This is a genomic window from Bacillus sp. AFS055030 (assembly GCF_002574545.1).
Taxonomy (GTDB): Bacteria; Bacillota; Bacilli; order Bacillales; family Bacillaceae_G; genus Gottfriedia.
In genome coordinates this window covers 74,844-96,383 of sequence record NZ_NUGT01000026.1, presented here as the reverse complement: position 1 = coordinate 96,383, position 21,540 = coordinate 74,844, and the positions used below count along the sequence as shown (strand labels likewise).

Here is a 21,540-nt window from a genome sequence, read left to right as displayed (position 1 = left end):
TAGTATTCGTACTCATATTTTCAAGTGTTAAGCGCTAAGGAACATTTTTTTTAAATTAACAAGTTTTTGGATGTGAGGGTAAGTAAAATGGAATTAGGTTCAATGACGATTCGTACCATTTCAATCTATTTAATTATTGCGTTATTCTTTCGATTAATGGGAAAAAGAGAAATTGGAGAGTTAAGCTTATTAGATTTAGTTGTTTATATATTGTTAACTGAAATAGCAGCTATCGGAATTGAAACCCACAATGAACCAATTATAAAAGTTATTTATCCAATGTTTTTAATTGTGGCTATCCAAATAATTTTTTCTTTAATCTCGTTAAAAAGTGTTGTGTTCAGAAAAGTATTAGATGGACATCCAGTATTGATTATTAGCAAAGGTAAAATACTTGAGAAAGAGATGAAAAAACAGAGGTACACATTTGATGACCTCTTACTACAACTAAGGGAGAAAGATATTGGAGATGTAAGAGATGTCGATTATGCATTACTAGAGCCTACAGGCAAATTATCAATATTTAAAAAAGAAATAAACGGTGATCTTAACTATAGTTCACTCACATTTCCGTTAATATTAGATGGTACCGTTCAAGAAGATAATTTAAAAGAGTATAATAAAGATAAAAAATGGTTATTAGAACAGCTAAAAAAACATGGCTATGATGACTTTAATCAAGTATCTTATTGTAGCTTACGAGGCGAAGAAATTTTCTTTGATAAGAAAGACGAATGATGCAGTATCTAAAGGTTATATGAAATCAACGAGACACATCTTATCTATCAATGATCATACAACAATTTAATTGACAAATTCTTTTTTCAACAACGTAAAACCACAAAAGTATTAAGTACTTTGTGGTTCTGTTATTGTCTATTCCCTTGGTCACTTATCTTGTCATTAACTTTTTAAAAAATGGGATTCGGATGATCTCATCCTTTTTAACTAGGTTACATAATAAAGTTAATAAGATATACATTAATGTAACAACAGAAATACTTGCTAAGGTTTGTACTAATAATGAAGAAGAAAAAACTACGTATTCTTTAATGAACTTCCCGACGTAAACACAAATACCTAAAATGATTAGACAATAAATGTAATCCTTAACGTAAATTGAAAAATTGATAGCCTTTAAAACAGTGAAATAATGAAGAACTGTTATTGTTACGATACTAATATTCATGGCTAAGGCAACACCGTTAATACCAAACTTTGGACTTGTAGCTAGTAATAATATACTAGCGATTTTAATGACTGAACCAACAAAGCTATTGATCATGGCTGAATTTGCAAGATTAAGTGCCTGCAAGACAGCCTGTAGTGGTCCTTGGAAATAGTAAAAAATAAAGCAAGGTGCTAAAAGGTATATAAAATTCGTAGCTTGGTCACTTTTATACATTAATGTTAAAATTGGGGAAGCAAAGACGTATAAAATGACAACAGACCAACCACCAGCAATCATTGAGTAGCGTAATGCTTGCTGTAATCTTCTTTCAACCGTTACACGATCTTTTTTGGCCATAGCTTCACTAATCGCTGGCACAAGTGAAGTAGATAGTGCATAAGTAATAAACGCTGGTAAAAGTAATAGAGGTAAAGCATATCCTGCAAGTAAGCCATATTGTTTAGTTGCAACAGCTGCGGTAACCCCTGCAATCGCTAAACTTTGTGAGACAACGATTGGTTCTAAAAACATTGATATTGAACCAATTAATCGACTTCCAGTTGTTGGTAGTGCAATACTTAATAGGTCGCTAAGCGTTTTTCTACCATCTTTAATATTGTTCTTAAAACCAGAAATGAACTTTGCGTTTTTTTCTTTCTTAAAAACATACAGCATATAAATTAAAGAGGCTAATTCACCTAATACAGAAGAAATAATGGCGCCACTAGCGGCAAATTCAACTCCATATGGTAAAAAAGTTTTAGTACAAACTGCAACTAGTACGATTCGTACAACTTGTTCAATAACTTGGGAAAATGAAGATGGACGCATATTCTGAACGCCTTGAAAATATCCGCGTAAAACAGATGAGATTGCGATAATTGGAACAACAGGAGCGATGGCAATTAAAGGGTACATAGTCCTATCATCCGTTAATAAGTTTTTAGCAATAAAAGGGGATAAAAAGATCATTGCTGTTGTAAATATAATACATAATACGCCAGTGATTGACATAGAAATCGCTAAAATCTTTTTAATCCGATCTTGTCTATTTTGGGCAACTGCTTCTGCAATTAATTTTGAAATGGCAATCGGTAGGCCGAGCTGTGTAAGCGTCATGACCAAAAAAAGTGTCGGGACTGCCATCATAAATAACCCTACGCCTTCTTCTCCCATTATTCTTGCCACTACAATTCGATTAAAAAATCCTAATATTCTTGTGATGAGCCCTGCAATAAGTAAAAAAAACGTTCCTCTTAAAAACGTTTGCTTTGTCATTACTTTTACCACCTTCTCAAACAGCCTAGAATGATTTACAATTATATATATGCTAGAAATGTAGGCAAGCATGACAAGTTAGTTCAACATCTAGTAATTGAAATGTGAAGGTCTAAAATCATTTTTCTAAAAATACAGAAAATTAGGGGGGAAGAGTATGTCGACTTTTCATCAACAAGCTGCGGAATTTAAACCTATGCTACAAGTAGTTATTGAAAGTAAACTGGATGAATTTAGAATGCTTGGATTCGATACTGTCAGTGAGGATGACTTATGGGAATGCCTCGAAAGAACATCATGGCGAAAGAAAGAGGACGAACCAAAGCTTTTTCAACTGGTAGAAGACATACTCTCATTAACTGTAAACGATTATATGAATTATATTCGAATCGAAGCATTTAAATCACCTACTTGGCAGTTTGGGGAGTCAGTTTAACCATTAATTGACAATAAAAAAATTGCATTTGTATAATATAAGAATGACAATATACCATTTTCGTACTAGAACTTGAACTAGTTAGAGGAGGAAATTCACAACATGGTGAAGCGTAACAGAATTGTTGCCTTCTTCTTAATTATTGCTGTATTAGCAGCAGTAATTGGCACAACTATCTTTGGTACCGCGAATAAGATTAAGCTTGGTCTGGATCTTCAGGGTGGGTTTGAGGTACTTTATAAAGTTAAGCCGATTAAGAAAGGCGACGTAATAAACAAAAATGTTTTAGTAAGTACAGCAAAAGCTCTTGAAAAACGTGTAAACGTATTAGGAGTAAGTGAACCAAATATTCAAATCGAAGGGAAAGATCGTATTCGTGTACAATTAGCTGGTATAAAGGATCAAGCTAAGGCACGTGATATTCTTTCTACGGAAGCGAACTTAACAATTCGTGACGTAAATGATAAGGTTCTAATGACTGGAGCGGATTTGAAAGAAGGCGCTTCAAAGCAAACATTTGACCAAATGGGTAAGCCTAGTGTATCAATTACATTCAAGGATGCTTCTAAGGTTAAAGATGTAACAACTAAAGTGTTAAATATGGGTGCTCCAAATAATATGATGGTTATTTGGTTAGATTTCAAAGAAGGAGAAGACTCTTTTAAAAAGGAATCGGCAAAAGCAAAGCCTAAATTCTTATCTGCAGCAAGTGTAAATCAAGTATTTACCGATGATTCACTTTCTATTGTTGGTTCTACATTTACAGTTGAAAGTGCAAAAGAACTTTCAGACTTATTAAATGCTGGGGCTCTTCCAGTTCAACTTGAAGAGATGTATTCAACATCAATCGGTGCTAAATTTGGTACAGATGCTCTGAATGAAACAATTTTTGCTGGAATTATTGGCGTATCAGTTATTTTCTTATTTATGCTCTATTTCTATCGCTTACCAGGTTTAATCGCAAGCATTATGTTAATAGCTTATACATACGTAACATTACTTGTATTTGACGGCATGAATGCAGTATTAACACTTCCTGGTATTGCGGCGTTAATACTTGGTGTTGGTATTGCGGTTGATAACAATATTATCACTTTTGAGAGATTGAAAGACGAGCTTAAACTAGGAAAATCAGTTGCATCTGCGTATCGTGCAGGTAATCAGCGTTCATTTGGAACGATTTTTGATGCGAATATTACAACTTTACTTGCTGCTGCGGTATTATTCTCATTCGGTACAAGCTCTGTAAAAGGATTTGCAACAAGTTTAATTGTTAGTATTTTAGTAAGCTTTTTAACTGCCGTGTTCGGTACTCGATTATTACTTTCTTTATTAGTTCAAAGTCGTTACTTAAATAATAAGAAAACATGGTTTGGTGTAAAACAAAGTGAAATCCTTGGTTTAAATCATAATCTAGCTCATCCACCTACAAAATATGATAAAGTCAATTTTGTAAGCATTGGCCGAAAATTTGTTTATTTTTCAATCGTTATAGTAATTATAGGGGGTATTCTACTTTCTATTTTCCGATTAAATTTAGGAATTGATTTTGCAAGTGGTACACGTGTAACATTTGAATCAAAATCAGCTGTTACAAAACAAGTTGTTAATGATGAAATCTCAAAAATGAACTTGAAGCCTGAAAGTATTACTGTTTCGACAAATGATGCAAAAACAGGTTCAATCGTATTTAAAGGTGTATTAACAAAAGATCAGATTAATGATTTGAAAAAAGATTTTACAACTAAATTTGGGGTAGAACCAAACGTAAGTACGGTTGATCCTATTGTTGGTAGAGAATTAGCAGGTAATGCCATTAAAGCACTGATCATCGCATCAGCAGGTATTATTCTTTACGTATCAATACGTTTCCAATTCTCTTATGCAATTGCTTCAGTAATTGCCCTACTACATGATGCATTCTTCATTGTTGTAGTATTTAGTATATTTAGATTAGAAGTAGATATAACATTCATCGCGGCGGTTCTTACGATTGTCGGTTATTCTATTAATGACTCGATTGTTACATTTGACCGAGTTCGCGAAAATATGAAGCTTAAGAAGAAAATTCGCACTAGAGAAGAATTGAATGAAGTTGTAAATGATTCAATTCGCCAAACTTTAGGTCGATCTGTTAAAACAGTACTAACTGTATTATTAGCAGTACTTGCATTGCTTTTATTCGGAAGTCATGCAATTTTAAACTTCTCAATCGCATTATTAGTAGGTTTAGTTGTTGGAACATATTCGTCAATCTTTATCGCTTCACAAATTTGGTTATTTATTAAAGGTCGTCAACTTGATAAAAACCAAGTAATCGATGTTGAAGAAGCTAAATAATGTTAAAAGAGTATAGGCTTTTGCTTATACTCTTTTTTTGTATTAAATTCATTAAGAATTGAAGATACTAATATAATGTGTTAAAAATGTAAAGTGTATTTTTTTGAGTTAGAAAAAGGGAAGTAGGTAAAGTATATGGAACAAGAAGAGCGTTATAAGGAAGCCAAGAAGGGGGCTTATATCGGGATATATGGAAATTTACTTCTGGCAATTGTGAAAGCGATTATTGGATATATTGGAAATAGTAAAGCGTTAATGGCAGATGCAGTACATTCTGCATCAGATGTGATTGGTTCAATTGCGGTTTTATTTGGTTTAAGAGCTGCGAAGATGCCGCCTGATGAGGATCACCCTTATGGCCATGGTAAAGCTGAATCAATTGCTGCAATTATTGTTGCAGTACTTTTATTTATCGTTGGAATTGAAATAACTAAATCCTCTATAACAGCATTTTTTAAGCCCGTCCATCCACCAGAGTTAATTGCTTTATTTGCAGCTTTTATCTCTATATTTTTAAAAGAATGGATGTTTCGTTATAAATATGCTTTAGGGAAAAGGTTAAATAGTGACGCAATTATCGCTAATGCATATGAACATCGCTCTGATGTATACTCATCTGCTGCAGCTATGGTTGGTATTGGAATTGCAATTTTAGGTACTAAATTTAATATGCCAATACTTTTATATGCAGATCCTGCTGCTGGTCTTATTGTAGCAATTATGATTTTAAAAATGGCGTGGGATATTGGAGCGGAATCAATACATACGACAATGGATCATGTCCTTCATGAAGAAGATATTAAACCATATAAAGAAATCGTTAAGAATGTAGTAGGAGTTAAAGAAATAAATTCTCTCTATGCAAGGGAACACGGCTATTACGTCATAATTGATATAAAAGTCTCCGTAGACCCATATATAACGGTAGAAGAAGGACATAAGATTGGAAAAAATGTTAAAGCAAAGTTGATGGAACAAAAAGATGTGGAAAATGTTTTTGTCCATATTAATCCATATAATGATAAAAATAACTCTTTCATCCAATAAGTTTACTTTAGTATAATAGTACAGTTAGGGGTGAGAGTATTGTTAAAGTCAAAAGCACGTTGGAAACCGAAATTATCGAATCACCAAGAAGAGCAAATATTAAGTAAAGAATTACAGATTTCCCCTCTATTAGCAAAACTACTTGTTACTCGTGGATTTAAGACAGTAGATGAAGCAAGTAAGTTTTTATATGAAGATCAAATGAACTTTCATGACCCGTTTTTATTAGAGGGTATGGATATTGCAATTGACAGAGTATTTCAAGCGATTGAAGAAAATGAAAAAATATTAATTTTTGGCGATTATGATGCAGATGGAGTTAGCAGTACTTCAGTATTGTATTTAACATTAATGGAATTAGAAGCAAAAGTAGATTTTTATATACCAAATCGTTTTACTGAAGGGTATGGTCCAAATAAAAATGCATTTAGTTGGGCTAATGAACAAGGTTATTCTTTGATCATTACTGTGGATACAGGTATTTCTGCAGCAGAAGAAGTAAAATTTGCAAATGAACTAGGCATAGATGTAATTATTACGGATCATCATGAACCACCAGAAGAATTACCAAACGCTATAGCTATTATTCATCCAAAGTTAAGCCCTAGCTATCCATTTAAAGAATTAGCAGGTGTAGGAGTTGTATTTAAATTCGCTTCTGCATTATTAGGTAGGGAGCCCGAGGAATATTTGGAGCTAGTTTCTATTGGAACTGTTGCTGATTTAGTACCTTTAGTGGATGAAAATCGTTTAATTGTAAAAAAAGGTGTAAGGCAACTAAAGCAAACTCAGCGTGAAGGATTAAAAGCCCTTTTAGAAATTAGTGGAACAACGACAGATTCCATTACGGAAGAAACAATTGGATTTGCAATTGGTCCTAGAATTAACGCAGTTGGTAGACTTGGTGATGCTAAGCCTGCAGTAGAATTAATTTTAGAAAATGATCGAGCACTTGCTAAAAAAAGAGCTGAGCAAATTGAAGTCTTAAATAAGGAAAGACAAGAATTAGTTTCACGTATGACAGAAGAGGCAATAAGGCAAGTGAACGAACTTGATACTTCTTGTTCAAATAAAGTGATTATAGTCGCAAAAGAAGGCTGGAATGCTGGCGTAGTTGGAATCGTTGCATCGAAATTAGTGGATCGTTTTTATAAACCAGTAATTGTTTTAAGTATCGATCGTGAAAAAGGAATAGCAAAAGGTTCAGCAAGGAGTATTGAAGGTTTTTCTTTATTTGAAAACTTAACAAAATGTAAAGATATTTTACCTCATTTTGGAGGTCATACACTTGCTGCTGGTATGACATTGGCTATTGAGGATGTCGAGATATTAAGACATCGTTTAAACGAATATGCAGATCTAATTATGAAAGATGAAGATTTTATTCCATTAAAAGAAGTCGATATAACATGTCAGGCTAGTGAAGTTTCAATCTCATTTATTAATGAATTAAATATGCTAGCACCTTTTGGGATGCATAATCCAAAACCCGTTATAGAAATAAACGAGGTTGATGCTCTAAATATTAAACAAATCGGTAATGAAGGAGCACATCTGAAAGTACAACTAAAAGATGAAAATACATTCCTTGATGCTGTAGGGTTTGGATTTGGACATGTTGCTAATGAAATTGCAAGTGGATCAAAAGTATCTTGTTTAGGAATGGCTTCTATTAACGAATGGAATGGTAAACGTAAGCCACAGTTGATGATTCATGATATAAAAGTAAATCATTGGCAGTTGTTTGACTTAAGAGGTCAAGAACCACATCGATTAACTTTACCTCGTACCGAAGAAAAATTCATATTTTTACATCAATCATCAAATGAGTATGAAAATTTAAAATCTAAATATCCTATTTCTAAGTTTGTTTCATATGAAGATGTACTAAACTTAGATATTAATATACAAAATAATTATGTGATCCTACTTGATTTACCTAATTCTAAAAATGATTTGAAAGAAGTTTTTCGTCATGGTTTATCTGAACGCATCTACTTAATTTTCAATCAAGAAGAATTACATTTCTTCTCACCAATTCCAAGTAGAGAAAGTTTTAAAAAATTCTATTCAATCCTAGCGAATACTAATCCATTTGACATGAACATGTATGAAGTGGCATTATGTCGTAAGATGGGATGGAAAAAAGAACAAGTCGATTTTATGACAAAGGTGTTTTTTGATTTAGAATTTGTTACAATAGAGGATGGAAAAATTCGTTTGTTGCCACAAACTGAGAAGAAAGATCTCTCTTTATCTAATACGTATGCAAGAAAATTAGCTAGTATTGAACTAGAACGTTTATTTCTGTACTCAAAATGTGATGAATTAACTACATTTTTTCAAAATATGAAAAGTCATTTTTCCGAAAATGGGGAGGCACTTATTTAATGAATTTAAAAGATTATATAACGATTGTACCGGACTGGCCTAAAGAAGGCGTTCAGTTTAAAGATATTTCATCATTAATGAATGATGGAAAAGCTTATAAAGAAGCAACTGATCAAATCGTAGCTTATGCGAAAGAAAAAAATGTTGATTTAGTAGTTGGACCAGAAGCACGTGGATTTATCGTTGGTTGTCCAATTTCTTACGCTTTAGAAATAGGTTTTGCACCTGTTCGTAAACCAGGTAAATTACCTCGTGAAGTTATTAGCTACAACTACGATTTAGAATATGGTACAAATACGTTAACAATGCATAAAGATGCTATTAAACCAGGTCAACGTGTACTGATCACTGATGATTTATTAGCTACTGGTGGTACGATTGAAGCTACAATCAAACTAGTTGAAGAATTAGGTGGAATTGTAGTAGGGATTGCTTTCTTAATTGAGCTTTCTTACTTAGAAGGTCGTAAAAAATTAGAAGGTTATGATATATTTACACTAATGACATATTAATTTTTAACATATTATAATGTTATCCAAACAGGGTACTCTGATTAATCAGAGTGCTCTTTTTCTATCAAAGATCTGCAAAAAAAAATGAAATTTGACGACTCCTGCTTTACAAAAAACGAAATTTTCATGATAATAGAAGAAATAATGATTTAAGGTGATTAGATGGCTACTGAGCAAGTTTTGACAGCAGAACAGGTTTTAGAGCAAGCGACCCATTATTTAAAAGAAGATGATGTGGCGTTTATTAAACGTGCTTATGAATATGCTCGTGATGCACATAGTGAGCAATTTCGTAAGTCAGGTGAACCATATATTATACACCCGGTTCAAGTAGCAGGTATCCTTGTTGGCTTAGAGATGGATGCTACAACCATTAGTGCTGGGTTTCTTCATGATGTAGTAGAGGATACTGAAGTATCTAAAGAGGACTTAGAAAACCATTTTGGCAAAGAAGTATCTATGCTTGTAGATGGTGTAACAAAATTAGGTAAAATTAAGTTTAAATCGAAGGAAGAACAGCAAGCTGAAAATCATCGCAAAATGTTTGTAGCGATGGCACAGGACTTGAGAGTAATATTAATTAAATTAGCCGATCGCCTTCACAATATGAGAACGTTAAAACATTTACCTCAAGAAAAACGTATGCGAATTGCGAATGAAACATTAGAAATATTTGCACCTCTTGCTCATCGACTAGGGATTAGTAAAGTTAAGTGGGAGCTAGAAGACACAGCGTTACGCTATTTAAATCCACAGCAATACTATCGAATAGTTAACTTAATGAAGCGAAAAAGAGCAGAGCGCGAGCAATATTTAGAAGAGGTTATAAACGAAATCTCGACTCAACTTGAAGATGTAGAAATTAAAACAGAAATTTCTGGACGTCCTAAGCATATTTATAGCATTTATCATAAAATGGCTAAGCAAAATAAGCAATTTAACGAGATCTATGACTTATTAGCTGTACGTGTAATTGTTAATAGTATTAAAGATTGCTACGCTGTTTTAGGCGTTATTCATACATGCTGGAAACCAATGCCAGGTCGTTTTAAAGATTATATTGCCATGCCTAAGGCAAATCTATATCAATCTCTTCATACAACTGTAATCGGTCCAAAAGGTGAACCGCTAGAAGTGCAAATTCGAACACACGAAATGCACCAAATTGCTGAGTATGGTGTTGCAGCACACTGGGCATACAAAGAAGATAATGTAAATCCTACTTCACAAAAAACGTTAGAAAATAAATTAAGTTGGTTCCGTGAAATTATTGAATGGCAAGATAATTCTACAAATGCAGAAGAGTTTATGGAATCAGTAAAAATGGACTTATTCTCTGATATGGTGTTTGTATTTACTCCAAAAGGTGATGTGTTTGAATTACCACTAGGATCTGTACCGATTGATTTTGCTTACCGAATTCACTCTGAAATCGGTAATAAAACAATTGGTTCAAAAGTAAATGGGAAAATGGTGCCACTTGATTATAAACTTAAAACTGGTGATATCGTTGAGATTATGACATCAAAACATTCTTATGGACCTAGCCAAGACTGGTTAAAGGTCGCTCAGTCTTCACATGCTAAAAATAAAATCCGTCAATATTTTAAAAAGCAAAGAAGAGAAGAGAATGTTGAAAAGGGCAAAGAATTAGTTGAAAAAGAAATTAAAGCGCTAGAATGTGATTTAAAAGAAGTGTTAACGTCTGAAAATTTAAAACGCGTCGCAGAGAAATTTAATTTCTCTAATGCAGAAGATATGTATGCAGCCGTTGGATACAATGGAATTACAGCAACACAGATTGCTCATCGTTTAACAGATAAATTCCGTAAACGTACGGAAATTGAGCTAGAAGACCGATTAAAAGAACTTTCTTCGGACCTTAAAAAGGCGCCATCACGTCGAAAAGATGCTGGTATTTCTGTAAAAGGCGTAGATAATTTACTGATCCGTTTATCAAAATGCTGTAATCCTGTACCTGGTGATGATATTGTTGGCTATATCACAAAAGGCAGAGGAATCTCAGTTCATAGAAGCGATTGCGTAAACATGCTAAATGATAGTGAAGAAGATCGCTTTATTGAAGTTGACTGGGAGGAAAGTCCTACGTTCGAACGCGATTATAATGTTGATATAGAAATTTTCGGATACGATCGTCGTGGTCTTTTAAATGAAGTTCTTTCAGTAGTAAATGAAACTAAAACGAATATCTCTTCAGTAACAGGAAAAAATGATCGAAATAAAATGGCAACTATTACAATGAGTTTGTCTATTCGTAATATAAACCACCTGCAAAAAGTAGTGGATAAAGTTAAACAAATTCCAGACATTTACTCTGTGAGACGTATTTTCCACTAAATAGGAGGTGCCACTTATGAAAGTATTATTACAACGCACAAAAGAAGCAAAAGTGGTAGTCGACGGACAAATAGTTGGTCAAATACCTAAAGGGTTATTATTGCTAGTCGGAATAACGCATGAAGATACAATTGAAGATGTAAAATATTGTGCTGACAAAGCAGTTAACCTAAGAATTTTTGAAGACGAACTAGGAAAAATGAATTTATCATTAAATGATGTTGGTGGCCAGATTCTATCCGTTTCTCAATTCACTTTATATGGTGATACGAGAAAAGGTAGACGTCCTAGTTTCACAGATGCAGCCAAGCCAGAAATCGCAAATGAATTATACGAATATTTTAATTCATATTTACGCGAACAAGGATATGAAGTACAAACGGGTATTTTTGGTGCAGATATGGATGTAACATTTACAAACTGGGGACCAATTACCATTATGATTGAAAGTAAATAAGATAGCCTACCTCCTTTGCCAAAAAGGAGGCATTTTTTTTGGACAAATTAATTATTAAAATAATAACTTATTAAAGCGAATATACTGAAGTACACCAGTTCTTAAAAGAATTTTAGAGGAGGTACTATATGGACATAATTACAATCGTGTTAATCCTTATCGCTGGAGTAATTTTGTTTACGATCCTCAAAAGCTTCTTTAAAGCACTTTTATTTGTTATTTTAATTATCCTAGTTTATTACGGACTTATGTATTTCATTGACGGATCAGTTGAAAGCATACAATCTACACTAAGAGTATTTTTTTAGCCATGGGGTGCACCATGGTTTTTTTATTGAGAAGAACTTTGATTTAGATAATTACAGAACAAAAAATATCAAATCAAATAAATCCTTCACCACAAATATTAATTGTTTAATCGACTAATTAATTGGACATCCTATATAACAACATACTTGGAAGGAGACTGCAGCATGAGAATAAATAATCGTAATAGTCTAGGGTCAGGTAGAAAAGGTGTCTTGAATATGGATTTTCATGAATTTCAAAATAGAGGACAAGAATCCAATTCTTTAGAGATGGCAAGTGAGTTTGGTTTAACATTAAGAGAAGTGCGTGATTTGAAAAGACAGTTGGAGCGTTCGTAAAAAATTTTTAACTGTTCTTGACATTTGTTGGATCCGAACGTAAGATATTAAATAACATATTGATACATACGAACATTCCATAGACGGAGAAAAGTAGGATAGGATCTCTTGGAGAGAGAGGAAGTGCCGTGGCTGAGAGCATTTCCACAAGTAGACTATTTGAAAGACACTCCCGAGGCTTTATTCTGAACGATTTCTAGTAAGGATAAACGTAATCGGCGTTAACGATGAAAGTGGGAGAACAGTTTTTTGTTCTTCAATTAGGGTGGCACCACGGGCTTATAACTCTCGTCCCTACTGTTTTTATTTCAGTAGGAACGAGGGTTTTTTGTATTTATAAAGGTTTATTTAGGAGGATTTACAATGTCGATTAATATCCCAAGAGGTACTCAGGATCTTTTACCAGGTACAATTGAAAAATGGCAGTATATTGAAAAGTTTGCTAGAGACTTATGTAAACGATATAACTATAACGAAATTCGTACACCAATCTTTGAACATACCGAGTTATTCCAACGTGGTGTTGGAGATACAACAGATATTGTTCAAAAAGAAATGTACACATTTACAGATCGCGGAGATCGTCAATTAACATTACGTCCAGAAGGTACAGCGTCAATCGCTCGATCTTATGTTGAAAATAAAATGTTTGGAAATAGTAATCAACCTACTAAGTTGTACTATATCGGTCCTATGTTCCGTTATGAACGTCCACAGGCGGGTCGCTATCGTCAGTTCGTACAGTTTGGTATCGAAGCTTTAGGTAGTAATGATCCTTCTATCGATGCAGAAGTATTAGCGCTATCTATGGATTTATATCGTGGTCTTGGTTTGAAAAATGTTAAGTTAGTTCTTAATAGTTTGGGTGACTTAGATAGCCGTAAAGCGCACCGTGAAGCACTTGTTAATCATTTTAAACCGGTAGCACATGAGTTGTGTAATGATTGTAAAAATCGTTTAGAAACGAATCCATTACGTGTATTAGATTGTAAAAAAGATCATGATCACCCTTCGATGAAGACAGCACCTTCGATTTTAGAATATTTAAACGAAGAATCTAAGAACTATTTCGAGGCTGTTCAATCTTACTTAACAACTATGAAAATTCCGTTTGAAATTGATGCAAATTTAGTACGTGGTTTAGATTATTATAATCACACTGTATTTGAAATTATGTTAGAAGGAAAAGGATTCGGTACAATTTCAACTTTAAGTGGTGGCGGTCGCTATAACGGATTAGTTGAAGAAATCGGAGGTCCGAATACGCCTGGTATTGGTTTCGCGTTAAGTATAGAGCGTTTAATTTTAGCGCTTGAAACAGAAGGAATTGAACTACCAATTCAACAAGAAATGGATGTATTCATTATCGGAATTGGAGAAGAAGTGAAAAAAGAAGCAACTGCAATTTTATATCAATTGCGTAAAGCTGGTCTTGTTTGTGAAAAAGATTACCAAGATCGTAAAATAAAAGCTCAATTCAAAGCAGCGGAACGTTATAAAGCAAAATATGTAGCGATTCTAGGTGAGGAAGAATTATCTCGAGGAGTCATTAATTTAAAAGACCAGGAGACTGGTGCACAAGAAGAAGTTGCATTAGACATCTTTGTAAAATACGTAAGCTCTAAATAATCAAATGGGGGAATTGAAAATGGAACAACGAACGCATTTATGTGGTGAATTAAGAGAATCACATATTGGTCAAAGTGTAACTCTTAAAGGATGGGTACAAAAAAGACGTGATTTAGGTGGATTAATCTTTATTGATTTACGTGACCGTTCTGGACTTGTACAAATCGTTTTTAATCCTGAAACTTCAGGTGAAGCTTTAGCGCTAGCTGAAACTGTACGTAATGAATTCATTCTTCACGTTCACGGGAAAGTCGTATCTCGTGGTGAAGGTACAGCGAATACAAATCTTGAAACGGGAGCAATCGAAGTTTCTGTTGAAAAGCTTGAGATTATTAATAAAGCTAAGAATCCTCCATTTGCAATCGAAAATAAAACGGAAGTAGCAGAAGACCTTCGTTTAAAATATCGTTATTTAGATTTACGTCGTCCTGTTATGTATGACACATTTAAATTACGTTCAAAAATTACAAAATCAATTCGTGATTTCTTAGATGGTGAAGACTTCTTAGAAGTTGAAACGCCAATTTTAACGAAGAGTACACCAGAAGGAGCTCGTGACTATTTAGTACCTAGTCGTGTACATCCTGGTGAGTTTTATGCATTACCACAATCACCGCAAATTTTTAAACAATTATTAATGGTTTCAGGATTTGAACGCTATTTCCAAATTGCGCGATGCTTCCGTGATGAAGATTTACGTGCTGATCGTCAACCAGAATTTACTCAAATAGACATTGAAACTAGCTTCCTTTCTCAAGAGGAAATAATGGAAATGTCTGAAAGAATGATGGTTAAAATGATGAAAGAAACAAAAGGTGTTGAACTAGTAACGCCACTTCCACGTATGAGCTATGAGGAAGCGATGAATCGTTACGGTTCTGATAAGCCTGATACTCGTTTTGGATTAGAGTTAATTGATGTTTCATCGTTCGCTAAAGAAAGTGGATTTAAAGTATTTACTTCAGCTGTTGAAAACGGTGGGCAAGTAAAATGTTTAAATGTAAAAGGTCAAGCAGCAAATTATTCTCGAAAAGACATCGATGGTCTTCAAGAATATGCCGGTCGTTATGGAGCAAAAGGTCTTGCTTGGTTAAAACTTGAAGAAGATGGTTTCAAAGGTCCAATCGCTAAATTCTTTAGTGAAGAAGAGTTTGCTACATTAAAATTAGCTGTAGAAGCTGAAGCAGGAGACTTAATTTTATTCGTAGCTTCGGATGCTTCTGTAGTTGCAAATAGCTTAGGTGCACTTCGATTAAAACTAGGTAAAGACTTAGATTTAATTGATCAATCTAAATTCAATTTCTTATGGGTTACTGACTGGCCATTACTTGAATATGATGCAGAGTTAAATCGTTATTTTGCTGCTCATCATCCATTCACTTCACCTGTTCGTGAAGATATTGATAAATTGGACACAGATCCAGGTAGCGTAAAAGCTCAAGCGTATGACCTAGTATTAAATGGTTACGAACTTGGTGGAGGATCAGTTCGAATTTACGAAAGAGACGTACAAGAAAAAATGTTCAAATGCTTAGGATTTTCTGAAGAAGAAGCACAAGAACAATTTGGTTTCTTAATGGAAGCATTTGAATACGGAACTCCACCACACGGAGGAATTGCGTTAGGTTTAGACCGTATTGTTATGTTACTTGCAGGTCGCTCAAATTTACGAGACACAATAGCATTCCCTAAAACAGCTTCAGCAAGTTGTTTATTAACAAATGCACCAAGCCCAGTTTCTTCTGGACAATTAGAAGAATTAGCGTTAAAAACAACTGTAGAAGAGTAAAATAAAAAGGAAGGGTGAAGGAATTCATTTTCTTACTCCTTTCCTTTTTCTTGTTGGGAGATTAAGAAAAATTTTGATATTCTTTAAATCAAGCTTGATGTCAATAGCTTGTATCATGTATATTTAAATCATTGTAATCTGATTAAGATAGTGGGAGTTGAATAAATGTTACACCAATTTTCTCGTAATGAGCTTGCTTTTGGTAAAGCAGGTTTAGAGCGATTACAAAACAGTACGGTAGCTATTTTAGGTATTGGAGGCGTTGGCTCATTTGCTGCAGAAGCTTTAGCACGTTCAGGAGTCGGCCGTTTAATTCTAGTTGATAAAGATGTTATTGATATTACAAATGTGAATAGACAAATTCATGCTTTATTATCAACAGTTGGAGAGCCTAAAGTAGAAATGATGAAACAACGTATTCTTGAGATTAATCCTGAGTGCGAAGTAATTACACATAGAATGTTTTATACAGAAGAAACATTTGAAAAGTTTTTCGAAGTTCCATTAGATTTTGTAATTGATGCGTCTGATACAATTACATATAAAATTCACTTAATTAAAGAATGTCGTCGTCGTGGAATTCCACTGATTTCAAGTATGGGTGCTGCGAATAAAATGGATCCAACTCGATTTAAAATTGCTGATATATCAAAAACAACTCATGATCCAATTGCAAAGGTTATTCGAACTAAACTTCGTAAAGAAGGCATTCAAAAAGGAGTAACAGTTGTCTATTCAGACGAAAGTCCTATTGTTATTCGTGAAGATGTACGTAAAGAAATCGTACCAGATGAAAATACAAAAATACGTAAAGCAAAAATGCCACCATCTTCAAATGCCTTTGTACCATCAGTTGCTGGCTTAATCGCAGCTAGTCATGCAGTACGTGAATTAATAAAGGATATTGAAATAAAGCGTGTAGGTAAAGAATAACCACACACTGACTGTAGGAAGTAATTTCCTACAGTTTTTTATTTATTAATGCAAAAACTACCTTCAATAGGAGGTGTTTGATGTTGAATAGAGCCTTGAAAGTATTTTGCACTTTCGCGTTATCTTTAACATTATTAACTGCTTGTAATAGTACAAGTGACGTGGAAAAAGATCCACAACAGCAACATGTAGACAATTTATCTAATCGGATTAATGTCAAGTATCAAAAGAAAAATAATGTTGTTGAGAAAAATGGTAGGGTTGGCAATGATGGTGTTGTGAATGATGAGGAATCGATTGAAATGAATAAACGTAAGCCTAGTAAGTAAAAATGACCCCCAAAATTTATTGGGGGTTTTTAGTTCGGACACATTACCCTAGAGGGTTACATAGTTAAATCCTTCTCATTTTTCGCGATATTTTTACGTCTTCTCACAAATTGACGTCCAATTAGAGAAATAATTAATAGTCCAACTACAAGAAGTAAAATTTGAAGATATGATAAGTTAAAGTATTTTGCACCAGTAATAATTAAAAGCGTAGATAGTGTACCTTTAATAATAAAAAATATGATAATCCATAAACCGCCTTTTTTCCAATTCATCAAAATATACTCCTTACTAATACATGCCATTTGTTACTACATTATACAATATATCAATTCATAATATACTGTGAATGTTTTACATTATTTTGTCCAAATTTATTCTGCTAGATTGATTAATATATTTTGTTTCTTTTGGATTAATGTTTTTAGATTAACCATTTTTTTAGTTAAATGTTCATTTTCATTTTTTAATTTTTCTACTCTTTCTTTTAACAGTATATTCTCCTTTGAAACTTGTTGATTTTGTTCAAAATTCAATAAGAATTCGATAATCATTTCTAAATTTAATAAAGGAGGATTTACAGGTTTATTTAATTTAGTACCTTCTTTAGGATTATTTATTTCTCTAACTTGATCTTTTGATAGTTTTCGGTATCTAGAAGCACATGCTGCCTTTGTCCGATTAATAATATTAGCAACCATTTCGAATGCTTCTTGTTTCGATTTACCTTTACTTTCATATTTTTCAACTAGCTCAATTAATATGTTTTCATCTTCAAGTGACCATTTTGTTTTTTGAGCATTCATTTTTTCACCTTCTTTATTTCATCTATTATTATCTTCACCAAATAAATTGTTAGTAAAATTAATTATTTGCATGGTGCAGATGAAAAATGTTTCCAATTCAATTACAATAGTAAAAAGAGTTATAAAGGAGGGAGAAAAATGAGTCATGAACCTCTAGCATATCGTATGAGACCAAGGACGATTGATGAGTTAATTGGTCAGGAAAAAATTATCGGAAAAGAATCAGCGTTATATCGATTAATACATAGCGGACGAGTTCCTTCAATGTTAATACACGGAGAACCTGGAATTGGTAAGACTTCGTTTGCCCATGCAATTGCAGGTACTGTCGATAAACGTTTTGTAACTGTAAATGCGACTACTTCTGGTAAAAAAGAACTTGATGATATTGTTCATGAAGCGAAAATGTTCGGTGAGATCATTCTTTTTGCAGATGAAATACATCGTTGGTCTAAGTTACAACAGGATTATTTATTATCATATGTAGAAAGCGGATTTATCACATTAATTGGAGCAACTACTGAGAATCCATATCACGATGTTAACAGCGCAATACGCTCACGCTGTAACCATATTTTAAAATTAGAACCGCTTTTACCAAAACATATTTATAAATTATTAGATAAAGCTTTAAGAGACGAAGAAAGAGGACTAGGAAATTTACAAGTCCAAATATCAGAGGAACAAATATTAAAGATTGCTCACGGCGTAAATGGTGACGCAAGATCATCATTAAATATATTAGAGTCAATTGTCTACGGGTCACCGAAGGAATCTGATGGAACAATTATCGTACAAGATGAAGTGATTGATGAATTTCTTCGTTCGAAAGGTTTTAATCATGATAAAAATGGAGATTTTCATTACGACACATTGTCTGGTTTCCAAAAGAGTATTCGAGGCAGTGATGTAAATGCAGCACTTTACTATTTGGCGAGGCTCATTGAAGCGGGCGATTTAACGAGCATTATTCGAAGATTATTAGTGATTGCTTACGAGGATATCGGATTAGCTGGCGAACCTTGGAAGGTTGTCCTGGCTTGTGAAGCCGCAAAGCAAGTTGGATTTCCTGAAGCAAGAATTATTCTTTCAAACGTGGTAATTGAACTATGTTTGTCATCCAAATCAAATTCTAGTGTTACATCAATTGATCGAGCTTTAAATGATGTCAGAAGTGGGCTACATGATGATATTCCAGCGCATTTGAAAGATAGTCATTATACAGGTGCAAAGGATATGGGGCATGGGATTGGTTATATTTATCCCCACGATCATCCTTTAGGGAATTTTGGCGGTTGGGTAAATCAACAATATCTTCCTGATCGACTAGTAAATCAAGTTTACTACAAACCAAAAGAAGCAGGTAATGAAAAACGTTACGGAGCCATTTTTGAAAAACTACAGCAGTTTAAGAAAAATCGTAATTAGGTAAATTGATAAATAGGAGGTAGCTTAATCTACCTTCCCTAGAAAACATAAAGAATCCTGTCCCCCGTAAAAATATGCAGAATATAAAAATCTTTAGTAATAGGATAACACCCTAATATGAACGGAACATGAATAAAAAAAGTCGAGATTCGAGTCTCGACTTTACTTTTACGCACTAACATCATTTTCAAACACACCAATAGTCGGGGAATCAACTAAATGACTAGTTAATAATTTTATCTCGAGGAAAAGTAAATCGGGTTTAATAAAAGTTGAAGGGATAGATAAAATCTCTTTGTCATCTTTATCATAAAAAACAATATAATTCACTTTTCGTTGATATGCTGCTTTCTTACCGTCGTTTTTACCCCATTTTCGAAGTTCAATCGTCATTCGATTAATCTTATGAAGCTCAATTGACTTCAATTCATTACCTTTCTTTAAGGTTAACTGTCTACTTGTTAAAATTACTTTAGACTTTTTTCGTAATTGAATGGTTGCATATAGTTTATATAAGAAAATAGTCCATAGTAATGCTAGTAAGATAAAATAAATAGGATCGTGATTGCTAAAAGCAGTACCAGTTCGAACAGCTGTTAGAAAACCTAGAAAATAAGTCCCGAACTGCCAGCTAGGTTTTGATTCTAAAATGACTTCTTGACCTAATTTATCATTTTCTTCTTTATTCAATAATTCAAGCTGCGTTTTATGTTCATCCTCAGTGTATTGATCCCATTTTGTAAATGCTGTAATTGTTTCATCAAAAAAAAGCGGACTAGGAATTTGTTCTGTAATATACGCTCCTACATAAGCAGCCATCCAGTCATTTTCTTCCCAATTTTCTTGTTGACTACGAAATTTAGTTAAATAATAAGTTACTTCTTGTTCATAATAGTTTGAAGTATCATATCGCTTTATAATTTCGATCTCGTCGGGAATCACACCAAAGTCCTCATGAGTAATTAAATAAAGAAACAGTCTGTTTTTCACAAAACTATGTTGATGCTCTTCTGTAAATGTATAGATATCTTTCTTTGAAAATTCATTTAATTTCGTATAAAACCATACAGCAGATTCAATATTATGAGCACAATAATCAAGGATATCTTTTTCAATTTGTACGCCATGTTCCATCAATGATATAACAGCATCCACTTTTAGGTATGGATCATTATACTCAAGTGCTTCTTTTAAATTTTCATGAATACAATCGTCATAATAATATTGCATCAACTGAAGACAAATACCCATCTCTGTTCGAACTGTGAGGTAAGATTCCTTCCAAGCTTGGTATACATATTTTAAGGTGTAGTCTTGATCATAATGTAAATATGAATCCAGTTTAAGTTTATATAAACCTTTCATTTGTTCGGTAATATAATCGTTCTCAGCGGGTGAAAAAGGTAGCGAAATTGAATTCCTCTTACAGAGTAGAATCAGATGGAAAATAGACATTGCAGTTTCTTCATTTTCGATTAAATGTAATAGTTTTTTTACGAGTACCGGAGCCCAATTTGTCTCTTCGAAAATGAATTGAACATCGATATCAAGCGAGTATTGATTGCTATTTTTTTCAATGATTCGTATATAAGCATCTCTTGCTAACTCTGATTTCAGACTTATTAATAAATAGAGCGCTTGAAGTTTTGCTCGTTCACTATATGCTTCAAAATTCTTTTCGATTGGAGCTATTAATTCTTCGCATTCGAACTCTGAACAAAATCCAACTAAGTGATAGCTTCCATCATCCCAATCTTCTATTGATTTCGGGAAATTGGTTCCCGCTTCTTCTAATAAATATATTAATGATTCAATAGAAGCACCTGATCGAAGAGACTTTCTAAGTTGGTCAATGCCTTTTGCACGCTGATAAAGATCTTGATGGCGTAATTGATTTACTATTTTCTTGAATTTTCTTTGTACAGCCAACTTAAAACCTCCTCTAGCTTCTTTTTAATTCCAATATATCATATTAAGGGTAATGGGAAA

Annotated in this window: 19 protein-coding genes and 1 other annotated feature; of the genes, 15 read left to right on the top strand and 4 right to left on the bottom strand. The window is 33.5% G+C overall.

Going from position 1 to position 21,540, the window contains the following annotated elements:
- Nucleotides 1-87: 87 nt before the first annotated feature.
- The gene (locus CN925_RS11765) at nt 88-738 is read left to right on the top strand and encodes a DUF421 domain-containing protein (RefSeq protein ID WP_098846416.1); all 651 of its coding nucleotides are present in this window, start codon (nt 88-90) and stop codon (nt 736-738) included.
- A 154-nt stretch (nt 739-892) separates the two neighbouring features.
- Here the strand turns inward: CN925_RS11765 and spoVB are convergent, their stop codons facing one another.
- Nucleotides 893-2,449 (bottom strand): stage V sporulation protein B, encoded by a 1,557-nt coding sequence (gene spoVB, locus CN925_RS11760; RefSeq protein WP_098846415.1) that lies wholly within the window; start codon nt 2,447-2,449, stop codon nt 893-895.
- Nucleotides 2,450-2,606: 157 nt separating this feature from the next.
- Between spoVB and CN925_RS11755 the strand changes: the two genes are divergently transcribed.
- From CN925_RS11755 to CN925_RS11695, 13 genes are all read left to right on the top strand, one after another.
- Nucleotides 2,607-2,885, top strand: coding sequence for a post-transcriptional regulator (locus CN925_RS11755; protein ID WP_098846414.1), 279 nt, complete (start codon nt 2,607-2,609; stop codon nt 2,883-2,885).
- A gap of 102 nt (nt 2,886-2,987) precedes the next feature.
- Nucleotides 2,988-5,225 (top strand): protein translocase subunit SecDF, encoded by a 2,238-nt coding sequence (gene secDF / locus CN925_RS11750; protein ID WP_098846413.1) that lies wholly within the window; start codon nt 2,988-2,990, stop codon nt 5,223-5,225.
- A gap of 135 nt (nt 5,226-5,360) precedes the next feature.
- Complete coding sequence (locus CN925_RS11745) at nt 5,361-6,272, top strand: cation diffusion facilitator family transporter (protein WP_098846412.1); 912 nt, start codon at nt 5,361-5,363, stop codon at nt 6,270-6,272.
- 39 nt (nt 6,273-6,311) lie between these two features.
- A complete protein-coding gene (gene recJ / locus CN925_RS11740; protein WP_098846411.1) occupies nt 6,312-8,663 on the top strand; it encodes a single-stranded-DNA-specific exonuclease RecJ in 2,352 nt (783 codons plus the stop codon).
- On the top strand, nt 8,663-9,175 hold the full coding sequence (locus tag CN925_RS11735) for an adenine phosphoribosyltransferase (protein ID WP_098846410.1): 513 nt from the start codon (nt 8,663-8,665) through the stop codon (nt 9,173-9,175). Before recJ ends, CN925_RS11735 begins: the two co-directional genes overlap by 1 nt.
- Nucleotides 9,176-9,337: 162 nt before the next feature.
- Nucleotides 9,338-11,533 carry a RelA/SpoT family protein gene (locus CN925_RS11730; RefSeq protein WP_098846409.1) on the top strand — a complete coding sequence of 732 codons (2,196 nt, stop codon included), beginning with the start codon at nt 9,338-9,340 and terminating at the stop codon, nt 11,531-11,533.
- Nucleotides 11,534-11,549: 16 nt separating this feature from the next.
- Nucleotides 11,550-11,990, top strand: a complete 441-nt coding sequence (dtd, locus tag CN925_RS11725) for a D-aminoacyl-tRNA deacylase (RefSeq protein ID WP_098846408.1) — start codon at nt 11,550-11,552, stop codon at nt 11,988-11,990.
- 128 nt (nt 11,991-12,118) lie between these two features.
- Nucleotides 12,119-12,298: a hypothetical protein gene (locus tag CN925_RS11720; RefSeq protein WP_098846407.1), complete on the top strand. Its 180-nt coding sequence runs from the start codon at nt 12,119-12,121 to the stop codon at nt 12,296-12,298.
- A 165-nt stretch (nt 12,299-12,463) separates the two neighbouring features.
- A complete protein-coding gene (locus tag CN925_RS21320) occupies nt 12,464-12,637 on the top strand; it encodes a hypothetical protein (protein WP_088013656.1) in 174 nt (57 codons plus the stop codon).
- A 71-nt stretch (nt 12,638-12,708) separates the two neighbouring features.
- Nucleotides 12,709-12,936: a binding site (T-box leader), on the top strand.
- Between the two features lie 64 nt (nt 12,937-13,000).
- On the top strand, nt 13,001-14,266 hold the full coding sequence (gene hisS, locus CN925_RS11710; protein ID WP_098846406.1) for a histidine--tRNA ligase: 1,266 nt from the start codon (nt 13,001-13,003) through the stop codon (nt 14,264-14,266).
- Nucleotides 14,267-14,285: 19 nt separating this feature from the next.
- Complete coding sequence (aspS, locus tag CN925_RS11705; RefSeq protein ID WP_098846405.1) at nt 14,286-16,055, top strand: aspartate--tRNA ligase; 1,770 nt, start codon at nt 14,286-14,288, stop codon at nt 16,053-16,055.
- Between the two features lie 165 nt (nt 16,056-16,220).
- The gene (locus tag CN925_RS11700) at nt 16,221-16,988 is read left to right on the top strand and encodes a tRNA threonylcarbamoyladenosine dehydratase (RefSeq protein WP_098846404.1); all 768 of its coding nucleotides are present in this window, start codon (nt 16,221-16,223) and stop codon (nt 16,986-16,988) included.
- Nucleotides 16,989-17,068: 80 nt separating this feature from the next.
- Nucleotides 17,069-17,317, top strand: a complete 249-nt coding sequence (locus CN925_RS11695) for a hypothetical protein (protein ID WP_098846403.1) — start codon at nt 17,069-17,071, stop codon at nt 17,315-17,317.
- 56 nt (nt 17,318-17,373) lie between these two features.
- On the opposite strand, the gene CN925_RS11690 is transcribed toward CN925_RS11695, so the two are convergent.
- Both CN925_RS11690 and CN925_RS11685 read right to left on the bottom strand, forming a co-directional pair.
- The gene (locus CN925_RS11690; RefSeq protein WP_098846402.1) at nt 17,374-17,592 is read right to left on the bottom strand and encodes a hypothetical protein; all 219 of its coding nucleotides are present in this window, start codon (nt 17,590-17,592) and stop codon (nt 17,374-17,376) included.
- Nucleotides 17,593-17,691: 99 nt separating this feature from the next.
- On the bottom strand, nt 17,692-18,123 hold the full coding sequence (locus CN925_RS11685; RefSeq protein ID WP_098846401.1) for an SANT/Myb-like DNA-binding domain-containing protein: 432 nt from the start codon (nt 18,121-18,123) through the stop codon (nt 17,692-17,694).
- Between the two features lie 138 nt (nt 18,124-18,261).
- On the opposite strand from CN925_RS11685, the gene CN925_RS11680 reads away from it, so the two are divergent.
- Nucleotides 18,262-19,551, top strand: coding sequence for a replication-associated recombination protein A (locus CN925_RS11680; RefSeq protein WP_098846400.1), 1,290 nt, complete (start codon nt 18,262-18,264; stop codon nt 19,549-19,551).
- A gap of 168 nt (nt 19,552-19,719) precedes the next feature.
- Here the strand turns inward: CN925_RS11680 and CN925_RS11675 are convergent, their stop codons facing one another.
- Nucleotides 19,720-21,480, bottom strand: a complete 1,761-nt coding sequence (locus CN925_RS11675; RefSeq protein WP_098846399.1) for a hypothetical protein — start codon at nt 21,478-21,480, stop codon at nt 19,720-19,722.
- Nucleotides 21,481-21,540 lie beyond the last annotated feature (60 nt).

Excerpts from the sequence above, each read along its gene's own strand:
- aspS (WP_098846405.1), top strand. The coding sequence starts at position 14,286 with ATGGAACAACGAACGCATTTATGTGGTGAATTAAGAGAATCACATATT.
- CN925_RS11700 (WP_098846404.1), top strand. The coding sequence starts at position 16,221 with ATGTTACACCAATTTTCTCGTAATGAGCTTGCTTTTGGTAAAGCAGGT.
- CN925_RS11720 (WP_098846407.1), top strand. The coding sequence starts at position 12,119 with ATGGACATAATTACAATCGTGTTAATCCTTATCGCTGGAGTAATTTTG.
- CN925_RS11685 (WP_098846401.1), bottom strand. The coding sequence starts at position 18,123 with ATGAATGCTCAAAAAACAAAATGGTCACTTGAAGATGAAAACATATTA.
- secDF (WP_098846413.1), top strand. The coding sequence starts at position 2,988 with ATGGTGAAGCGTAACAGAATTGTTGCCTTCTTCTTAATTATTGCTGTA.
- dtd (WP_098846408.1), top strand. The coding sequence starts at position 11,550 with ATGAAAGTATTATTACAACGCACAAAAGAAGCAAAAGTGGTAGTCGAC.
- hisS (WP_098846406.1), top strand. The coding sequence starts at position 13,001 with ATGTCGATTAATATCCCAAGAGGTACTCAGGATCTTTTACCAGGTACA.
- CN925_RS11735 (WP_098846410.1), top strand. The coding sequence starts at position 8,663 with ATGAATTTAAAAGATTATATAACGATTGTACCGGACTGGCCTAAAGAA.
- CN925_RS11730 (WP_098846409.1), top strand. The coding sequence starts at position 9,338 with ATGGCTACTGAGCAAGTTTTGACAGCAGAACAGGTTTTAGAGCAAGCG.
- CN925_RS11695 (WP_098846403.1), top strand. The coding sequence starts at position 17,069 with ATGTTGAATAGAGCCTTGAAAGTATTTTGCACTTTCGCGTTATCTTTA.
- CN925_RS11680 (WP_098846400.1), top strand. The coding sequence starts at position 18,262 with ATGAGTCATGAACCTCTAGCATATCGTATGAGACCAAGGACGATTGAT.
- spoVB (WP_098846415.1), bottom strand. The coding sequence starts at position 2,449 with ATGACAAAGCAAACGTTTTTAAGAGGAACGTTTTTTTTACTTATTGCA.
- CN925_RS11690 (WP_098846402.1), bottom strand. The coding sequence starts at position 17,592 with ATGAATTGGAAAAAAGGCGGTTTATGGATTATCATATTTTTTATTATT.
- CN925_RS11745 (WP_098846412.1), top strand. The coding sequence starts at position 5,361 with ATGGAACAAGAAGAGCGTTATAAGGAAGCCAAGAAGGGGGCTTATATC.
- CN925_RS11755 (WP_098846414.1), top strand. The coding sequence starts at position 2,607 with ATGTCGACTTTTCATCAACAAGCTGCGGAATTTAAACCTATGCTACAA.
- CN925_RS11765 (WP_098846416.1), top strand. The coding sequence starts at position 88 with ATGGAATTAGGTTCAATGACGATTCGTACCATTTCAATCTATTTAATT.
- CN925_RS21320 (WP_088013656.1), top strand. The coding sequence starts at position 12,464 with ATGAGAATAAATAATCGTAATAGTCTAGGGTCAGGTAGAAAAGGTGTC.